At 68.0% G+C, this 16,993-nt stretch carries 15 protein-coding genes; 6 read left to right on the plus strand and 9 right to left on the minus strand.

What is annotated here, in order from left to right:
* The first annotated feature begins 11 nt into the window (after nucleotides 1-11).
* A complete protein-coding gene (locus tag LVB87_RS14130) occupies nucleotides 12-629 on the plus strand; it encodes an SRPBCC domain-containing protein (RefSeq protein WP_232898591.1) in 618 nt (205 codons plus the stop codon).
* Here the strand turns inward: LVB87_RS14130 and LVB87_RS14135 are convergent.
* Entirely contained in the window at nucleotides 626-1,636 is a 1,011-nt protein-coding gene (locus tag LVB87_RS14135) for a TraB/GumN family protein (protein WP_232898592.1), read from the minus strand. The genes LVB87_RS14130 and LVB87_RS14135 overlap by 4 nt on opposite strands.
* Before the next feature lie 79 nt (nucleotides 1,637-1,715).
* Between LVB87_RS14135 and LVB87_RS14140 the strand changes: the two genes are divergently transcribed.
* On the plus strand, nucleotides 1,716-2,579 hold the full coding sequence (locus LVB87_RS14140; protein ID WP_232898593.1) for a CHAD domain-containing protein: 864 nt from the start codon (nucleotides 1,716-1,718) through the stop codon (nucleotides 2,577-2,579).
* On the opposite strand, the gene LVB87_RS14145 is transcribed toward LVB87_RS14140, so the two are convergent.
* Nucleotides 2,524-2,934 carry a hypothetical protein gene (locus LVB87_RS14145; protein WP_232898594.1) on the minus strand — a complete coding sequence of 137 codons (411 nt, stop codon included), beginning with the start codon at nucleotides 2,932-2,934 and terminating at the stop codon, nucleotides 2,524-2,526. The two genes, LVB87_RS14140 and LVB87_RS14145, sit on opposite strands and share 56 nt — an antisense overlap.
* A 183-nt stretch (nucleotides 2,935-3,117) precedes the next feature.
* Here LVB87_RS14145 and LVB87_RS14150 point away from each other — a divergent pair, with 183 nt between their 5' ends.
* Nucleotides 3,118-3,351 carry a hypothetical protein gene (locus LVB87_RS14150; protein ID WP_232898595.1) on the plus strand — a complete coding sequence of 78 codons (234 nt, stop codon included), beginning with the start codon at nucleotides 3,118-3,120 and terminating at the stop codon, nucleotides 3,349-3,351.
* Between the two features lie 65 nt (nucleotides 3,352-3,416).
* Nucleotides 3,417-3,794, plus strand: coding sequence for a VOC family protein (locus tag LVB87_RS14155; RefSeq protein WP_232898596.1), 378 nt, complete (start codon nucleotides 3,417-3,419; stop codon nucleotides 3,792-3,794).
* Between the two features lie 6 nt (nucleotides 3,795-3,800).
* Here LVB87_RS14155 and LVB87_RS14160 read toward each other — a convergent pair whose 3' ends face one another.
* The 6 genes from LVB87_RS14160 to LVB87_RS14185 form a co-directional block, all read right to left on the minus strand.
* On the minus strand, nucleotides 3,801-4,232 hold the full coding sequence (locus LVB87_RS14160; RefSeq protein WP_232898597.1) for an RDD family protein: 432 nt from the start codon (nucleotides 4,230-4,232) through the stop codon (nucleotides 3,801-3,803).
* Nucleotides 4,233-4,272: 40 nt separating this feature from the next.
* The gene (locus LVB87_RS14165) at nucleotides 4,273-4,428 is read right to left on the minus strand and encodes a helix-turn-helix transcriptional regulator (RefSeq protein ID WP_232900568.1); all 156 of its coding nucleotides are present in this window, start codon (nucleotides 4,426-4,428) and stop codon (nucleotides 4,273-4,275) included.
* A 49-nt stretch (nucleotides 4,429-4,477) separates the two neighbouring features.
* The gene (locus LVB87_RS14170; RefSeq protein ID WP_232898598.1) at nucleotides 4,478-4,903 is read right to left on the minus strand and encodes a hypothetical protein; all 426 of its coding nucleotides are present in this window, start codon (nucleotides 4,901-4,903) and stop codon (nucleotides 4,478-4,480) included.
* A gap of 117 nt (nucleotides 4,904-5,020) precedes the next feature.
* A complete protein-coding gene (locus LVB87_RS14175; RefSeq protein ID WP_232898599.1) occupies nucleotides 5,021-6,760 on the minus strand; it encodes an alpha-amylase family glycosyl hydrolase in 1,740 nt (579 codons plus the stop codon).
* Nucleotides 6,760-8,259: an MFS transporter gene (locus LVB87_RS14180; protein ID WP_232898600.1), complete on the minus strand. Its 1,500-nt coding sequence runs from the start codon at nucleotides 8,257-8,259 to the stop codon at nucleotides 6,760-6,762. Before LVB87_RS14180 ends, LVB87_RS14175 begins: the two co-directional genes overlap by 1 nt.
* A gap of 20 nt (nucleotides 8,260-8,279) precedes the next feature.
* Nucleotides 8,280-10,397: a Six-hairpin glycosidase-like protein gene (locus LVB87_RS14185; protein WP_232898601.1), complete on the minus strand. Its 2,118-nt coding sequence runs from the start codon at nucleotides 10,395-10,397 to the stop codon at nucleotides 8,280-8,282.
* Nucleotides 10,398-10,575: 178 nt separating this feature from the next.
* On the opposite strand from LVB87_RS14185, the gene LVB87_RS14190 reads away from it, so the two are divergent.
* Together LVB87_RS14190 and LVB87_RS14195 are read left to right on the plus strand one after the other, a co-directional pair.
* Nucleotides 10,576-12,186: an alpha-glucosidase family protein gene (locus tag LVB87_RS14190; RefSeq protein ID WP_232898602.1), complete on the plus strand. Its 1,611-nt coding sequence runs from the start codon at nucleotides 10,576-10,578 to the stop codon at nucleotides 12,184-12,186.
* Nucleotides 12,187-12,188: 2 nt separating this feature from the next.
* Nucleotides 12,189-15,563 (plus strand): alpha-1,6-glucosidase domain-containing protein, encoded by a 3,375-nt coding sequence (locus LVB87_RS14195; protein WP_232898603.1) that lies wholly within the window; start codon nucleotides 12,189-12,191, stop codon nucleotides 15,561-15,563.
* Here the strand turns inward: LVB87_RS14195 and LVB87_RS14200 are convergent.
* Nucleotides 15,560-16,975, minus strand: a complete 1,416-nt coding sequence (locus LVB87_RS14200) for a sugar porter family MFS transporter (RefSeq protein WP_232898604.1) — start codon at nucleotides 16,973-16,975, stop codon at nucleotides 15,560-15,562. The two genes, LVB87_RS14195 and LVB87_RS14200, sit on opposite strands and share 4 nt — an antisense overlap.
* Nucleotides 16,976-16,993 lie beyond the last annotated feature (18 nt).

Here is a 16,993-nt window from a genome sequence, read left to right on the forward strand (position 1 = left end):
AGCATACGGGCATGAAGATCGACCTGCGATCGGACAAGCCGCTCGACGAGGCCACCACCTGGCTGGAGACGGGCCGCACGGCCGAAGACTGGTTCGCCCTGCTCGACACGCTCGGTGGGCCGGACCTCGGGCGCCAGGCCATCGGCGACCACCTGCGCGCCGAATTCGCGCTCGATCCCTGGTGGATCGACACGCTGCTGGTCGAGTACGAACGCGCGCGCGGTGCGAAGGAAACCGATGGCCGCGCGCTGGGCTATGCGATCGACGTGGAACGGCGCATCGACGCTTCCCCGCGCGCCTGCTTCGATGCCTTCGCCACCGGCGCCGCGCTCGACCATTGGTTCGGGACCGACAACGAGATCGACTTCCGCGATGGCGGCGCCTGGGCGAATGCGGACGGCAATCGCGCCGTGCTGCGCAAGGTCGTTGCGCCGAAAAGCATCGTCCTCACCTGGCACCAGTCCGACGCCGCGCCGAACACGCCCGTCGAACTCCATTTCGTCGCCGCCGGCAACGCCACCGACGTGAAGGTGATGCAGGAACGCCTGCAGACGCGTCCGGAGGCCGATGGCCTGCGGCGCGCGTGGAGCGAGGCGCTCGCGCGGCTGCAGGCGACGCTCGACACCTAGGGTTCGGCGACGACGACGTAGCCGTCCGCGCGCAACGCGCCGAGCACGCCATCGTTTCGCAGCAGCAGCCGTACCGGCAAGGTGGCGAACACGCGATCGTGCGAGGCCATCGCCTTGCGCGCTTCGGCGAGCCAGCGCGCTTCCATCTGTTGCGGCACGTTCGAGACGCCGTGCTCCCGCGCCACGTCCGTGCTGCCGAGCGCCGCCAGGCAGGTTTCCCATTGCTCGCGGAACGGCAAGGTGCGCAAGCGCTCGACATCCCCCGCCGCCCAGGCTTCCGCGCGCTCGCGCATGTGCACCAGGTCGTTGTCGACGCGGTCCAGCGTTTCTTCGAGGCAGCGCGTGTCGTCCAGCTTCGATGCATTGAACTCACGCAGCGCCTGGCGGGGCGCATCCACCTCCACTTTCAGCCGCACGTCGACCATCGGAATGCCGAAGCGCTTCGCGGCCTGTTCGACGATCGACTTGCGCCGCGGCGGCGCGAGACCTGCCTTGTCGATCGCGGCATTGTCGAGCTCGAACGCGGCGTAGATGGGGCGGAAGCGCTCGACGTCCTTGTCCTCGCCCAGCCATCGCGCGCGGGCCTGCGACCAACGCGCGTAGAGCGGCGGCGGAAGCACCTCGTGCAAGGTCTGGCCGTCGGGATTGAAGCGCGATCGGCGCAACGCCGGCAGCAGGAACAGGCCGCGCAGGAAGCCGATGTCCTCCCCGACCGACAGGCCCATGGGCCCCAGCACGACCTGCGAGACGGCCACGCGCTGTTCGATCGGCTTGGGGTCCCAGTCCACGCCCTTGGGGACCGGGTACAGCGTGCCGAGGATCCACAGGGTCTTGTTGCCCTTGCGCAGTTCCCAGATGGCCGGCGTGGCGCGTTGTCCGACGACGACGATCGGCGCAAAGACGACGGGCTTCGAAACGGCCGGCGTGATCGGCGTCTTCACGGGCGTGGCCGCGAAGACACCCGCGCAGACCGCTGCCATCGCCAGGCTGACCCAGGCCCTCCGCATCGCTACCTCCCGTCGGCTCGCGCACCTCGGTCTGCCGACCATACAGCCGGCATCGGGTCCCGCGTCCTAGACTGTCACAATGGCTTCCAACGGCCCCGGCCCCGCGCTGCTGCACTACGCGCAGGAGGAACTCGCCGCCGCAGTCGACGCGCTCGACGCGTTCGGCGGCCGCCTGCACGCGGGCGTGCATCGCGCCCGCAAGGCGATGCGCCGCACGCGCGCGACGCTGGCGATGGGACGCACGACGCTCGGCCCCGGTGCGCGCGTCGTGGATCGCGCGCTGCGCCGCGTGAACCGCAGCCTGTCCCAGTTGCGCGACGCGCATGCCTTGGTCGAAACGCTGGATCGCTTGGCCGACAAGCAACAGGACGCGGCCACGCAGCAGATCCTGCAGCGGGCGCGCCGCGCAGCGGCGGCGCGTCGCAGCGAGTTGGAGAACGACGCGCAATGCCTGCAAAGCGTCGTGGACGCGCGCAGTGTGTTGTCGGCGCTGCGTGCGGCACTTTCGGGCCTGCCGTGGGCGGCGCTGACGCCCGACGAACTCGACGTGGGCCTGGCGCACACCACCCATCGCATCGTCAAAGCGCTCGCACGCGTGGTGGATACCGATACGGAAGTGGCCTGGCACGCGTGGCGCCGCCGCGTGCGTCGATTGTCGCAACAGCATCGCGCGCGGAATGCAGCGGGCCTGGCCGGCGAACTGACGGAATTCGACAAGAGCCTGGCCGAGAAGATGGGCGACCTGCAGGACCTGCAACTCCTGCTGGATGCGTGCAACGCGGACTCACCCTTTGACAAGGACGACCGCGACGCGCTGGACACCTTCGCGAAGGAGCAACTGCACAAGCAGCGGCGCCGGTTGCTCTCGGTGGCCACCCACCGCGTTGCTACAGCCAGCCACTCCACCAGGCCGCCTGCACCGCAGCGACCAGTGCGGACATGAACACCACGAATCGCACCGCGCCTGCGACCGCCTCGCGCAGGCGTCGACGCCGTTCGGCGGCGATCTCGACCTCCGCATTCACCCACAAGCCGCCGCGCCTGTAGTGCAGCGATTCGGCCCACTGCGGCCAACCGCCGGCATGCGTGCCGATCAAGGCGAAGCGGCCGCCGCCCACCTTGTTCACCCATTGGCCCTGGTGCCGGTCGATGAAGGGACAGCGCTCGAAGGCCCACACCGCGCCGCTGCGGTCGGCGACGACGTAACGCGCCCAATGCGGCGCGAAGCAGCCGAGCGGACGCGCGAGATCGTGGAAATCGGACGGCGCCTGGTGCCGAAGCAGGGAGAGCGTAGCCATCGTGTCGCTGCCGTGTGCGGGAGGTCCGAGTCTCCACGCGCCTGCGCAACGCGACACCGTCCTTCAGGGCAAGGCGATGCAGCTCGGGAAACCGCGCGTGCGTGCGCAGACAGATCGCACCGCAGCGCAGCAGAGAATTTTTCCCGGTCCCCCGCTACCGCGCGTCACCTAACCTCGCGGCCCTTGGTCCACGCCGCGAGCGCCGGTTTGCACCGCTACTTCGTCAACCTGTATCCCGAGGACAACGGCGAGCACCTGGTCCACCGTGAAGGGTGCCGCCGCGTGCCCACGTTTCCGCTCAACCTCGGCCACCACCCCGAATGCCGGTCGGCGGTGGAGGCGGCGAAGCGTTTCTTCCCGCGCGCCAACGGGTGCCTCCAATGCGTACGCGAGTGCCACGTGCGTCGCTCGGCGTGAAGGACACGCTCACGCGCGGCTAGCGAAGCCGGCGCGATCCTCCCCGGTTTCCCGGAGGACATGCCATGGCCCGCCCCAATCCCGTCGGCTGGTTCGAGATCTACGTGAACGACCTTCCGCGCGCGAAGGCCTTCTACGAAAAAGTGCTCGATACACAGTTCACGCCGCTGGACAGCAGCGACGAGCTGAAGATGCTCGCCTTCCCGATGGAACGCGACACCGGCGGCGCCGGCGGTGCGATCGTATGGATGAAGGGCATGGACGCGGGCCACAACAGCACCATCGTCTACTTCATGAGCGAGGACTGCGCGGTCGAAGCCGGCCGCGTCGCAGGCAACGGCGGCAAGATCTTCAAGGACAAGTTCTCGATCGGCGAGTACGGCTTCATCGCGCTGGCGACGGACCCCGACGGGAACATGTTCGGGATCCATTCGATGAAGTGATCGCGATCAGCGCTTCCTGCGCACCACCACCGTGCCCGCCATGTGGTCGTGCCAGCCCTGCTTCTTCGGATCGAACCCGACCCAGAGGAAGCCGATGAACAAGCCGAGCATGCTGACGAAATAGCCGAGGTAACGCACGATCGCCTTGCGCGTCGAGACGGGACCGCCGGTGTCCGCATCGACGATGTGCGCACCGACGACGCGCTTGCCCGGCGTCTGTCCGCTCCACGAGACCCAAAGCCAGATGACGAGGACCGCGGGCAGCACCCAGGTGATGGCGAAGTCGGCACCGCCCTTGAGCAGGCGCGTGTCGAGGAAGTAGCCCGGCCCGTACACCATCACCGCGAGCGGATAGATCAGCAGGGCGACCAGCACCGAATCGATGATGCTGGCCACCACGCGCCGCCAGAAGCCGACATATTCCAGGGAGGGATCCATTGCGCGCTCGCGGTGGTGGGTTCGCCCGCATCCTGCACGACTACGCCTCCCAGCGGAACACGTCCTCCAGCGGTTTGCCGAACACCTCGGCGATCCGGAACGCCGACTCCAGGGTCGGCGAGTACTTGCCGGATTCCACCGCCGCGATCGTCTGCCGCGTCACGCCCACGCGCTCGCCCAACTCGGCCTGCGTCATCTCGTTGGACAGGAAGCGCAGCGTGCGGATGTTGTTGGTGAGTTTGCGCTCAGACACGCCAGCCTCTCCGGTAGCCGAGCACGACCAGGCCGTGGTGCACGATTTCCGCGATGACCACGACGGCCAGTGTCGAATTGACGATCTGCCACGTAGTTGCCAGGAACGGCAGGTAGCAGCCCACGTACAGCGCGCCGGCCATCAGCACGTAGTACGCAATGCCCGACGCGCGCAGTTCGATCAGCTTGTCGCGCTCGTCGGGCTTCGCGTTCCGGTCGGGCCGGAGCCACGCGATGATGCGGTCGATCAGCACCACGACCGCGAGCGACCCCGCCGCGATGGCGAGGATGCCGATCTTCTGGAGGAAGGTCGGTTCGATGTGGGCGCGCTGCAACGCGGACACCACGACGAAGTACGCCCCGAAGAACAACACCAGGCCCGTCAGTTGGACCCAGCTGAAACGCTCTCTGGCCAGCATTGCCGCGACTCCTTGGGAAGGTGGCGGCAAGGTAATGAATACCTGACCCTATGTCAAGTATTATTTACATGATGTTTTGCCATGCTTACCTGATGTGCTGGATTATTGACCCCAGGCTCATCCGGCCGTGTGCCGCCGGGCCCGCGCCATCCCGCGATCCAGGTCGGCCTTGAGGCTGGCATCGGTCACCGGGGCATCGAGCAGGAACACCGCCACGTCGTGCGGTGCCACGGTGGTTTCGAGCTGGCCGCCTTCCGCGACGTCGACCGCTGCGCCCCCGAGCGCCGGCGACCATCGCCCGGCCTGCAGGCCCTGCCGCACCACGAACTGCGCCGGCGCCCCGCCCTTGTTGAGCAGCACCAGCGCGATCTGGTGCGTCTTGCCTTCCTGCAGCACGCGATAGAACGCGGCGCGATCGCCCTGCAACTCCACGTCCACCTGCAGGCCGCGCTGCAGGGCCGGCGTCTGCGCACGCAGGTTCGCGATGCGCTTGAGCTGGCGGTAGATCGGGCTGTCGTTGGCGGCGTCGATGCGTGCCTGCCCGTAGTAATTGCGATTGCCGGCGTGCTCCGCCGTTCCGCGCTCGAAGCCCGTTTCCGAGCCCTGGTAGATCACCGGAATGCCGCGCATGGTGAACAGCACGTTGTTCGCGTCGATGAAGCCTTCGTCCGTCGCGTCCAGGCGCGGCATGTCGTGGTTGTCGTAGAAGGTCATCAGGTCGTACGGGTTGGCGTACGGGCCGTCGGTGAGGTGCAGCGCTTCGCCGATGCGCTCGAACCCGGCGCCCGGTTTGTGCGCCGACGCGCCACCGAAGACCTCCGACAAGGCCTTCTGCAACGGGAAGTCGAGCACGCTCACGCCCGCGTTCTCCGGCCAGGTGTGTTCGGCGATCTTGTTGGCGTCGAACTCGAAGGCCTCGCCGAACATGAAGAAGCCCGGGTGCTTTTCGCGGATCTTCGTGGTGAAGGCATGCCAGTACGGATGCGGCATCCACCCGATCGTGTCGATGCGGAACGCATCGGCGCCCTGCCCGATCCACTGTTCGTACGCGCCGAGGAAATACGGCAGCACGTGCGGGTCGTTCTCGTTGATGTCCGACAACTGCGCCAGGTTGCCCTTGCGGTTGTAGAACGCGTTCAACGGGTTCTTCGGATCGAGCTTGTCGGGCGCCAGGTTCATGTGGTCGGCGACCAGCTTGCCGTCCGCATCGTAGATCTTGCCGAACTTCGGCTGCGCCTTCGGCATCGAGAACGCGGGCGAGCCGTGGTTCATCACGATGTCGAGCACGGTCTTCAGGCCATGCGCCTTCAGGCCTTTCGTCAGGCCGCGGAAGTCGAGGTCCTTGCTCGGCAGGTGTTCGTCGAGCTTGTAGAAATTGACGCCCCAGTAGCCGTGGTAGCCGGTCTTGCCCTTGTCGGTCCAGAACCCGCCCCACTTCACCGGCTCGCCGCCGGTGAAGGCTTCGTCCGGCTGGTCGACGATCGGCGTGATCCACACCGCGCCGAAGCCCATGTCCTTGATGTACTGCGCGTTGTCGAGCACGCCTTTGAAATCGCCGCCCAGGTAGCCGACGTTGTCGGACTTGCCCTTCGGCGCGCCCGGCGTCGGACGATCGAAGGTATGCAGCGCGGGGCCCTTGCCCTGGTTGCGGTGGTCGTTCGACTTGTCGCCGTTGACGAATCGGTCGGTGAGGACGAAGTACACCGCGTTCGCGGCGAAGGGTTCGTTGGTGCCGTAGTAGTCGGCGGGCTTGGGGGCTTCGGCGGGTTTTGCCGCGACTTTCTGCGGCGCGGGCGCGGGCTTGCACGACGCCAGCAGCGCGACACCGATCGCGACGAACAGCGACTTCGCGCGCATCACGGCGTCACCGCCGCGACGGCGTGCGATGCCGGTTCACGCACGCGCAGCACGCACAGGCCCGCGACGATCAGGCTCGCTCCGCCGATGACCAGCGCATAGATCGGCTGGTTGGCGAAGAAGGTCTTGAGCAGCAAGCCCAACAGGCTCGCCGCGATCAGCTGCGGAATCACGATGAAGAAGTTGAAGATGCCCATGTACACGCCCATCTTGGCCGCCGGCACCGCATCCGAGAGCAGCGCGTAGGGCAGCGAAAGGATCGAGGCCCAGGCGAAGCCCACGCCCACCATCGACAGCAGCAGCCATTGCGGATCGCGGATCAGCGCGATCGAGATGAGCCCCACGCCGCCAAGCGTCGCGTTGATCAGGTGGCTCGTGCGCAGGCCCCAACGCTTCACCATCCACGGGATGACCACGGCCGCCAGGGCCGCGAACCCGTTGTAGGCCGCGAACAGGACGCCCACCCAGTTCGCGCCTTCGTTGTAGGCCGCCGACGTCGTGTCCGTGCTGCCGAAATGCACCGAGGTCACCGCGCCCGTGGTGTAGATCCACATCGCGAAGAGCGCGAACCACGAGAAGAACTGCACCACCGCGAGTTGGCGCATCGTCGTGGGCATGTCCTGCAGGTCGTCCATGATGTGCTGGAAGCCGCCGTCGCCGCCCAGCATCGTGCGCACCAGCAACAGCACGCCGTAGCCCGCGACCAGGCCGCCGAGGATGTAGAGCTCCTTCGCCCAGCCTTGCGTTGCCACCGCGGCGATGAAGGCCGCACCGACGATCAGCCACACCAGCGCATTGCGGCGCATGCGGCCCGTGTCGCGCACACCTGCGGCGATCGGGGGCGCTTCATCCCACGCCTGCAAACGCTCCGGCGGGTACTCGCGCGTGCGCAGCACCGTCCACGCAATCGCACCCAACAGCACCGCGCCGCCGAGGTAGAACGCGTAGTGCACCGTCTGCGGCACTTCGCCCGGCCCGGCGGTGTTGGACACGCCCATCTTCGCGAGCAGGAACGGCAACATGCTGGCGACCACCGACCCCACGCCGATGAAGAAGCTCTGCATCGCATACCCCGAGGCGCGCTGCTTCACCGGCAGCTGGTCGCCCACGAAGGCACGGAAGGGTTCCATCGAAATGTTGATCGACGCATCCAGCATCCACAGCAGGCCCGCGGCGATCCACAGCACCGGCGCATTCGGCATCGCGAACAGCGCCAGCGAAGCGAGCACCGCGCCGACGAGGAAGTACGGACGACGACGCCCCAGCCCCGTCCACGTGCGATCGCTGAGGTAACCGACGATCGGCTGCACGATCAGCCCGGTCAGCGGCGCGGCGATCCACAGGATCGGAATGTCGTCCATCGACGCACCGAGCGTCTGGAAGATGCGGCTGACGTTCGCGTTCTGCAGCGCGAAGCCGAACTGGATGCCGAGGAAGCCGAAGCACATGTTCCAGATCTGCCAGAACGTCAGCGTCGGTTTCACGTTGGGTGCGGTCATCAGGGATCCTCGGAAGTGGTTCAGCGTGCCGGCATGAGGGTGAGCAGGCCGACGTCGGCGGCGTTGAGCGGGCCGCTCGCGCCGCCCTTGCCGCCGGTGTAGTGCGCGAAGTGTGCGAGGTCGCTCATGTTGGTGGCGTCCTCGAGCGTGAAGGTGCACGGCGTGTCGCGCCTGGCCGTGAAGGTGAACGCGGTGGAATCGCCCTCGCCTTCGCGGTGCGGCATGACGATGGTGCCGGCCTGGCGCTCGTCGCCGCAGGTGACGACGAGCGTCTTCACCGCCGCGGTGATGCCCGTGTTCACCGGGCCGTTGGTGTTGCGATAGCGGAACTGCGCGCGGTAGCGGCCGGTGTGCGGCGCCGACCAGTTGCGCGGGAAGACACCGCCGAGCGTTTGCGAGGTGCCGATGCAGGTCGTGGGCGAAGGCAGCGATTCGATGCCGTCCTTCACTGCGGTCGCCGTGATGCATTGCGAATACGTGGAAGACGGCAATGCGACGTCGCGCGGATCGTCCTCGCGGATGCGCAGCTTGCCGTCGACGTACAGGCGCACGCCTTCCGGCAGCGTCGTCGTCCAGTCGAACTTGCCTTCGGTCCATTGCGGCGCCGCGGGTTGCGGCGGTGCGAAGGCGGCACCGTTGGTCCTCAGCGTCGTCGAAGGCGCGTTGCCCGCCCCGAGACTGACGATCATCGTCTCGCCCTTGGTCGCGACCGCAGCGGCGCCCAGCAACGGACCGACCCACTGCTTCGGCCTGCGCAACACGATCGTGCGCCCGGGCATGACCAGCTTGATCTCGCGGCGATCGCCGAACAGCTCCTTCGCGAGCGGCAGCGGCAACAACGGTGCGACCCCGCCGTTGTCCTCCAGCCCGAACACGCCGCGCAGCACCATGTCGAGGTACCCGGCGACCGACCACAACTGCCGCGGCGAATTCACGACCGGCCCGCTCAGGGCACCGTCATCGACATGCACGGCCTGCGTCGTGAGCTCGAAGTTCTCCATGTTCGAGCCCGCGGTCGCGGCGCCGCGCATCAGCGAACGGATCTCGTGTTCGATTCGCGCCGCATCCGCGGTCTTGCGCGCGGCCCGCAGCGCGTAGGCGCTCACGAACGGCCACATCGCACGGTTGTGGTAGATCGCGGTGTCCGGCTGCTGCGGCCAGATCACCGGGCTGCCATGTTCGACGACGGGGTAATCGGCGAGCGCGCGCGTCGCGCGTTCCTGCGAAGGAATGCCCGCGAGGATCGCCAGCGAGGTGCCCAGCAGGTCGTAGCTCTCCACCGGCACCGGCGCGAACGCGGGCCCGATGTAACTCATGTACAGGCCGCGGTCCTCGCGCCAGAATTTCGCGTCGATCGCCGTGCGCAGCGCATCGGCCTGCGCGCGGAACTCCGCGGCGCGCGCGTCCTTGCGTTCGGTGGCCATGCGTTCGGCCAGCCGCAGCGCTTCGTAATGCAGCACGTTGGTCGACAAGGCGAAGGATTGCGCGATGAACGTGGTGTCCTTCGCCGTCCACGCGGGGTAGTTCTGTTCGCGCCAGTCGAGGAAGGAGGTCTCGCCGCGGTACAGGCCCATGTCCGCGTCGAAGGCGTATTTGCGGTCCTGCGCCAGCGTATCGGCCAATGCACGCCAGGTCTCGTCGGCGAAGGCCGGATCGTCCAGCAGGTGCCGCGCGGCGAGGAACCACACCACGCGATCGGTGCTGATCGGCCAGCTGCCGCCCGAGCCCGTGTCCTGCGCGACGAACAGGCCCTGCGGCACCTTCGGGTTGCGCACGTCCGAGAGCTTGAAGCGCAGCGAGGTCTTCGTCCGCTCCGGGTCCAGGCGCGCCAGCGCGAGGTCGGCGGCGTACGACAGGTCGCGCGTCCACACGTAATGCCACTTCTCGCCGGTCTCGAAGCACACGCAGGGGTATGGCTTCTGGTCGTTGAAGGACCAGTCGGTGATGGCGTCGACGCGGTCCTTGTCCAGTTCGGTCTGCGCCAGCGCGAACAGGCGATCGAACTCGGGGTTCCCGGTTTCAGTGCGCATGGGCAGGGCCGCTGCGGCGTCATCCGCACGCACGGGCTCGGCCGACACCGCATCGGCGATCACCCCTGCCGACAGCACGACCGCCGCCAACGCCACGCACGCGAGCACGACCCGCGTTGTCGGCCGTGCGCCCCCGGCCTGCGCTCCACTATCCTTCCGCATCCGTCCCCCTTCGTCCGGGGCCATGGTAGGTCAAGCGGCCCTGTGCGGCCGTGCGTCTTGCAAACGTATTCATCGCGGCGGCGCGCGCGCCGGTGGAATCATGGCGCCATCGCGGAGGGGATGCATGGACAACACAAGGTGGTGGCGCGGCGCGGTGATCTACCAGATCTACCCGCGTAGCTACCTGGACACCGACGGCGACGGGGTCGGCGACCTGCCGGGCATCCTCGAGAAGCTCGAGTACGTCGCCCGCCTGGGCGTCGACGCGATCTGGATCTCGCCGTTCTTCAAGTCGCCGATGGCCGATTTCGGTTACGACATCGCGGATTACCGCGCAGTCGATCCGTTGTTCGGCACGCTGGAGGACTTCGATCGCCTGCTCGCCAAGGCGCACGGCCTCGGCCTGCGCGTGATGATCGACCAGGTGCTCAGCCACACCTCGATCGAGCACGCCTGGTTCACCGAAAGCCGCGCCTCGCGCGACAACGCGAAGCACGACTGGTACGTGTGGGCCGACCCGCGCCCGGACGGCACGCCGCCCAACAACTGGCTGTCGATCTTCGGCGGCGTGGCGTGGCGCTGGGAACCGCGGCGCGAGCAGTACTTCCTGCACAACTTCCTCGCCTCGCAGCCCGACCTGAACTTCCACAACCCGGCCGTGCGCGAAGCGACGCTGGACAACGTGAAGTTCTGGCTCGAGCGCGGCGTGGACGGCCTGCGCCTGGACGCCATCAATTTCTGCTTCCACGACGCGAAGCTGCGCGACAACCCGCCCAAGCCGGCGGAACTGCGCACGGGCCGCGGCTTCAGCGCGGACAACCCGTATGCCTACCAGTACCACTGGCACAACAACACGCAACCGGAAAACCTGCGCTTCCTGGAAGACCTGCGCGCCCTGCTCGACCGCTATCCCGGCGCCGCCGCGCTCGGCGAGATCTCCTCGGAAGACTCGCTGGCGACGATGGCCGAATACGTCGGCGACCAGCGCCTGCACATGGGCTACAGCTTCGAACTGCTGACCGACGACAGCACGGCGTCCTACATCCGCGCGACGGTGGAAACGATCGAAGCGCGCATGCCCCACGGCTGGCCGTGCTGGGCCGTGTCGAACCACGACGTCGTGCGCGCGGTGACGCGCTGGGGCGGCGGTGGTCCGAACCCTGCGCTCGCGCGCCAGCTCGTCGCGCTCGTGTGCTCGCTGCGCGGCTCGGTGTGCCTGTACCAGGGCGAAGAGCTCGGTCTCACCGAAGCCGACGTGCCTTACGAAGCCTTGCAGGATCCCTATGGCATCGCGTTCTGGCCCAACTTCAAGGGCCGCGACGGATGCCGCACGCCGATGCCGTGGACGCAGGACGGCGGCTTCAGCGAACAAACGCCTTGGTTGCCCATCCCGGAGGCGCATCGCGCCATGAGTGTCGTTGCACAGGAGTCCGACGCGTCGTCGGTGCTGAACGCGGTCCGTCGTTTCCTGGGGTGGCGCAAGGACCAGCCGGCGCTGCGCACGGGGGACATCGCCTTCCTCGACGCGCCCGAGCCGGTGCTCGCCTTCGTGCGACGCGAGGCTGGGCAATCCCTGCTCGTGGCGTTCAACCTCTCCGAACGCGATGTCGAGTGGACCTTGCCGGCGAGCCACGCGCACGCACAGCTGTTCGACGGTGCGCCGGTGAACGATGCGCGCATCGTCGACGGTCGCGTGGTGCTGCTGCCGCGCGGCGTGTGTTACGCCGCGGTGTGAGGATGCAGCGCGTGGTCGTGGCACTGTGGCTGGCGCTGGTCGGTGGACCGGCGCTCGCGGCGGGGCCGACGCAGGCGGATTGCGACAAGCCCGGATCGACGAGGTTGCTCGCGCCCGCGAAGTTCGCGGCGCGCGATGCGCGCGCGTACTGGCTGGACGGGACGACGCTGCAGTGGCCGGGGGCACCTGAAAACGGGCGCTATCGGTTGAAGCGTGCACGCGGCGCGCCGATCGCGCTGGCGCCGTTCGACGAAGCGCTGCCGAAGGAACTCGCGGCGCAATTCCGCTTCATCGGTGACGGTCCGCGCTTCCGCGTGCCCGAGTCGGTCGACGTGCGTGCGCTGCTGCGCGATGACGTCGTGCTCGTGCGCGAGAACGCGGATGGCAGCGTCGCTGACGCCACGCGCCTGCAGATCCCCGGCGCGCTCGATGCCTTGTACGCAGGCGACGAAAACGTGGGATTCGGTGCGCGCTTCCATGACGGCGGTGGGCGCTTTGATGTCTGGGCGCCGACCGCGCGCAACGTGGCCGTCTGCCTGTTCGGTGGCCCGCAGGCGCCCTCGCAGGCGCTGTTGCCCTTGTCGCGAGCCGCAGACACCGGTGCGTGGGGTGCCGTGTCGGGCGATGCGCCCGGCCTCTACTACGCTTATCTCGTCGACGTCTTCGTCCCCGGCGTCGGCCTGGTGCGCAACCGCGTCACCGATCCCTATTCGATCGGGCTCTCGGCCAACGGCAAGCGCAGCTTCACCGTCGACCTCAACGCGCGCGACACGCTTCCGCCCGGCTGGGTCGGCGCGCAGCCGCCCCGCCGCATCGACCACAACGTCGACCTGTCGATCTACGAACTCCACGTCCGCGACTTCTCGCGCGACGACGACACCGTGCCCGCCGAACACCGCGGCAAGTACCTGGCGTTCACGCATCCCGACTCCAACGGCATGCGCCACCTGCGCGCGCTCGCCGATGCGGGCATCACCGACGTGCACCTGCTGCCGGTGTTCGACTTCAGCGTGGTGCCCGAGCGCGGTTGCGATCCCGCCGCGTCCGGCAACAAGGACTGCTTCAACTGGGGCTACGAGCCCGCGCACTTCAGCGCGCCCGAAGGCAGTTACGCCACCGATCCCGACGGCCTGGCGCGCATCGTCGAATTCCGCCGGATGGTGCAGGCCCTGCACGCGGCGGGCCTGCGCGTGGGCATGGACGTCGTCTACAACCACACGTCCGCGTCGGGCCAGGACGAAGCCTCGGTGCTCGATCGCATCGTGCCGGGTTACTACCACCGCCTGGATGCAAAGGGCGAAGTCGAACGCTCCACGTGCTGCGCGAACACCGCCACCGAGCACCGCATGATGGGCAAACTCATGCGCGATTCGGTCCTGCAATGGGCGGCGCATTTCGGCATCGATTCGTTCCGCTTCGACCTGATGGGCCACCAGCCGCGCGCGGTGATGGAGCAGTTGCGCGACGAATTGCGCAGCAGCCCGATCGGCCGCAACGTCCAGCTGATCGGCGAAGGCTGGAACTTCGGCGAAGTCGCGGACGGCAAGCGCTTCGTGCAGGCCTCGCAGTCGGCGCTGGGCGGCTCGGACATCGCGACCTTCAGCGACCGTGCGCGCGATGCGGTGCGCGGTGGCGGACCCGGTGACCACGTGCCGGCGCTGATCGACGCGAAGGGATGGAGCAACGGCGCGAACGATCCGCACCTCGCGGACCTGGTGCGCGTGGGCCTGGCGGGCACCTTGCGCGGCGGCCCGACGGTCGATGGGAAACAGGTCCAGTACAACGGCCAGCCCGCGGGCTATGCCCAATCGCCGAACGAAGTCGTCAACTACGTCGAGAACCACGACAACCAGACGCTGTTCGACATCGGCGTGTGGAAACTCCCGCGCGACACGTCGACCGAAGACCGCGCCCGCGTGCAGCTCCTGGCCGCGGCGACCACCGCCTTCAGCCAGGGCGTCGCTTACTGGCACGCCGGCATCGACGTGCTGCGTTCGAAGTCGCTCGATCGCAACAGCTACGACTCGGGCGACGCGTTCAACCGCCTCGACTGGACGTACACCGACAATGGCTTCGGCGCCGGCCTGCCTCCTGCGCAGGACAACGCGCAGGACCTGGACGCGATGCGCCCGCTGCTCGCCGACGCCGCACGCATCAAGCCCACGCCACGGGACATCGCGTGGACGCGCGACGCTTTCCGCGACCTGCTCCGCATCCGCGCCAGCACCTCGCTCTTCCACCTGCGTTCCGCCGGCGAAGTGCGCAAGCGCGTCAGCTTCCCCGCGGGCAACGATGCACGCCTGGTCATCGCGCACATCGACGGCCAGGGTCTGCCGGATGCGAACTTCGGCGGAGCGATGGTGTTCCTCAATGCCGATGAAGCGCCCCGTTCGGTGGTGATCGACAGTGCGCGTGGCGAGGCGTGGTCGCTGCATCCGGTGCATCAGGCACCCGAGGCCGCCGACAAGCGCGCCACCACGGCGACCTTCGACGCTCCCACCGGTCGCTTCGACATCCCCGCGCGCACCGCCGTCGTCTTCGTGCAGCCGGGTTCGACGCAGGCGCTGCCGCCACTGGTCACCACCACGCTGCCCGCGACGCTCGCTGCGACACCGGCTGCGCAAGCCGTCTCGCAGCCCGAAAACCTCCGCCTCGACATCCAGCTCCCGCCGCATTACGACCCGCAGCTGCGCTACCCCGTCCTCTACATGGACGATGGCCAGGATCTCGACCCGGTGCGCGTGCGCGAAACGCTGCAGGTGCTCTACGACCGCCACGCGATCGCCCCGCTGATCCTCGTCGCGATCACGATGCCTAAGGACCGGATGGCCGGGTATGGCCTGTCCGATCGCCAGGCCGCCCGCAGCGTCGTCGGTCCGACGAAGTACGGCGACGTGGGCGCGAATGCGCATGCGTACTCGCAGTGGGTGGCGCAAACGCTCGTGCCGTGGGTCGATGCGCAGTATTCGACGCAGGCAACGCCCGAGGGCCGCACCGTGCTCGGGTGGTCGCTCGGCGGCCTCAACGCTTTCGACCTCGCCTGGCAGTATCCCGACGTGTTCGCGCGCCTCGGTGCGTTCTCGCCGTCGTTCTGGATCGCCGACGCGAAGGACCAGCGCCTCGCCGCAGGGATCGTCGCGCGCGATGCACCCCACCCGGCCTTGCGTGCCTACTTCGCTGCGGGGACGGCCGAAGAGACGAGCGACCGCGACCACGACGGCGTCATCGATGTCATCGACGACGCCAACGAAGTGGCCGCCCTGCTACGCAAGGGCGGCACGCAGGTGAAGGTGGTCGAGCTCAAGAACGGGCAGCATCGCCAATGGGCCTGGGCGGCGATGCTGCCGGATTTCCTGCTTTGGGCTTACGGGCACTAGCCCGTCATCGCTTCCAGTTCCATGCCCTTGGTTTCGCGCACCGCACGCTGCACGAACACGAAGGACAGCACCGCGAACGCGGCATACAGGCCATAGGCGAAGCTCAGGCCCATCTCGGCCAGGCTCGGGAAGGTCGCGGTGATCGCGAAGTTCGCCATCCACTGCGCGGACGCCGCCACTGCGAGCGCGATCGCGCGGATGCGGTTCGGGAACATCTCGCCCAGCAGCACCCACACCATCGGGCCCCAGCTCAGTCCGAAGGCCACGACGTAGAGGTTGGCGGCGATCAGCGCCGTGATCCCCCACATGCCCGGCAGCGTGAGCTGTGCGCCGGTGCCGACCGCGTGCGAGAAGCACACCGCCATCAGGCCGAGCGTCACCGCCATGCCGGCCGAACCGACGAGCAGCAGCGGCTTGCGACCGACCTTGTCCACCAGCGCGATCGCGACCAGCGTGACCAGCACGTTGACCACCGAGGTCGCCACCGTGATGTTGAACGAATCGGATTCGCTGAAGCCCACCGAATGCCACAAGGTGGAGGAGTAATAGAAGATCACGTTGATGCCGACGAACTGCTGGAACACCGACAGCAGGATGCCCACCCACACGATCGGCAGCAGGCCCATGCGCGGGCCGCGCAGGTCCGACAGGCGCGGGACGTACTCGGTGCGCAGGCTGTCGCGGATCTCCGCCAGCTTGGCGTCGAGTGCGGCGTCGTTGCGCAGGTTCAGCACGTCGCGCAGCACGCGACGCGCTTCGTCGAAGCGGCCCTTCGCGGCCAGGTGGCGCGGCGATTCGGGCACAGCGAACACCAGCGCGCCGTAGATCAACGCAGGCACCACGGCGACGAGGAACATCCAGCGCCACGCATCCAGGCCGAGCCACAAGGGCTGCGCTGCGCCGCCCGCGGTATTGGCGAGCCACGCATCGCTCAACAAGGACGCGAAGATGCCGAGCACGATGGCGAGTTGTTGCAAGGAACCGAGTCGTCCGCGCACGTGCGCCGGCGACACCTCGGCGATGTAGGTCGGCGCGATCACCGAAGCGACGCCCACGCCAATGCCGCCGACGACGCGCCACAGGATCAGGTCCCACACGCCGAAGGCCAGGCCTGCGCCGAGCGCGCTGATGGCAAGCAACACCGCCGCCACGCGCATCGTCGCCACGCGGCCGTACTTGTCGGCGAGCGGACCGGCGTACCACGCACCGATCGCCGAACCGATCAACGCGCAGGACACCGCGAAGCCGGTGGCCGCCGCGCTCAGCCCGAAGGCCCCGCGCATCGCATCCACCGCGCCGTTGATCACGGCGGTGTCGTAGCCGAACAGGAAGCCGCCCAACGCAGCGGCGGCGGTGATCCACACCACGCGCATCGTCGCGTGTTGGTCGATTGCAGGAACAGCGGTACTCATTGGTGCGGTCCTCCCCCG

Origin of the sequence: Lysobacter sp. KIS68-7 (assembly GCF_021284745.1) — a bacterium.
GTDB lineage: Bacteria > Pseudomonadota > Gammaproteobacteria > Xanthomonadales > Xanthomonadaceae > Noviluteimonas.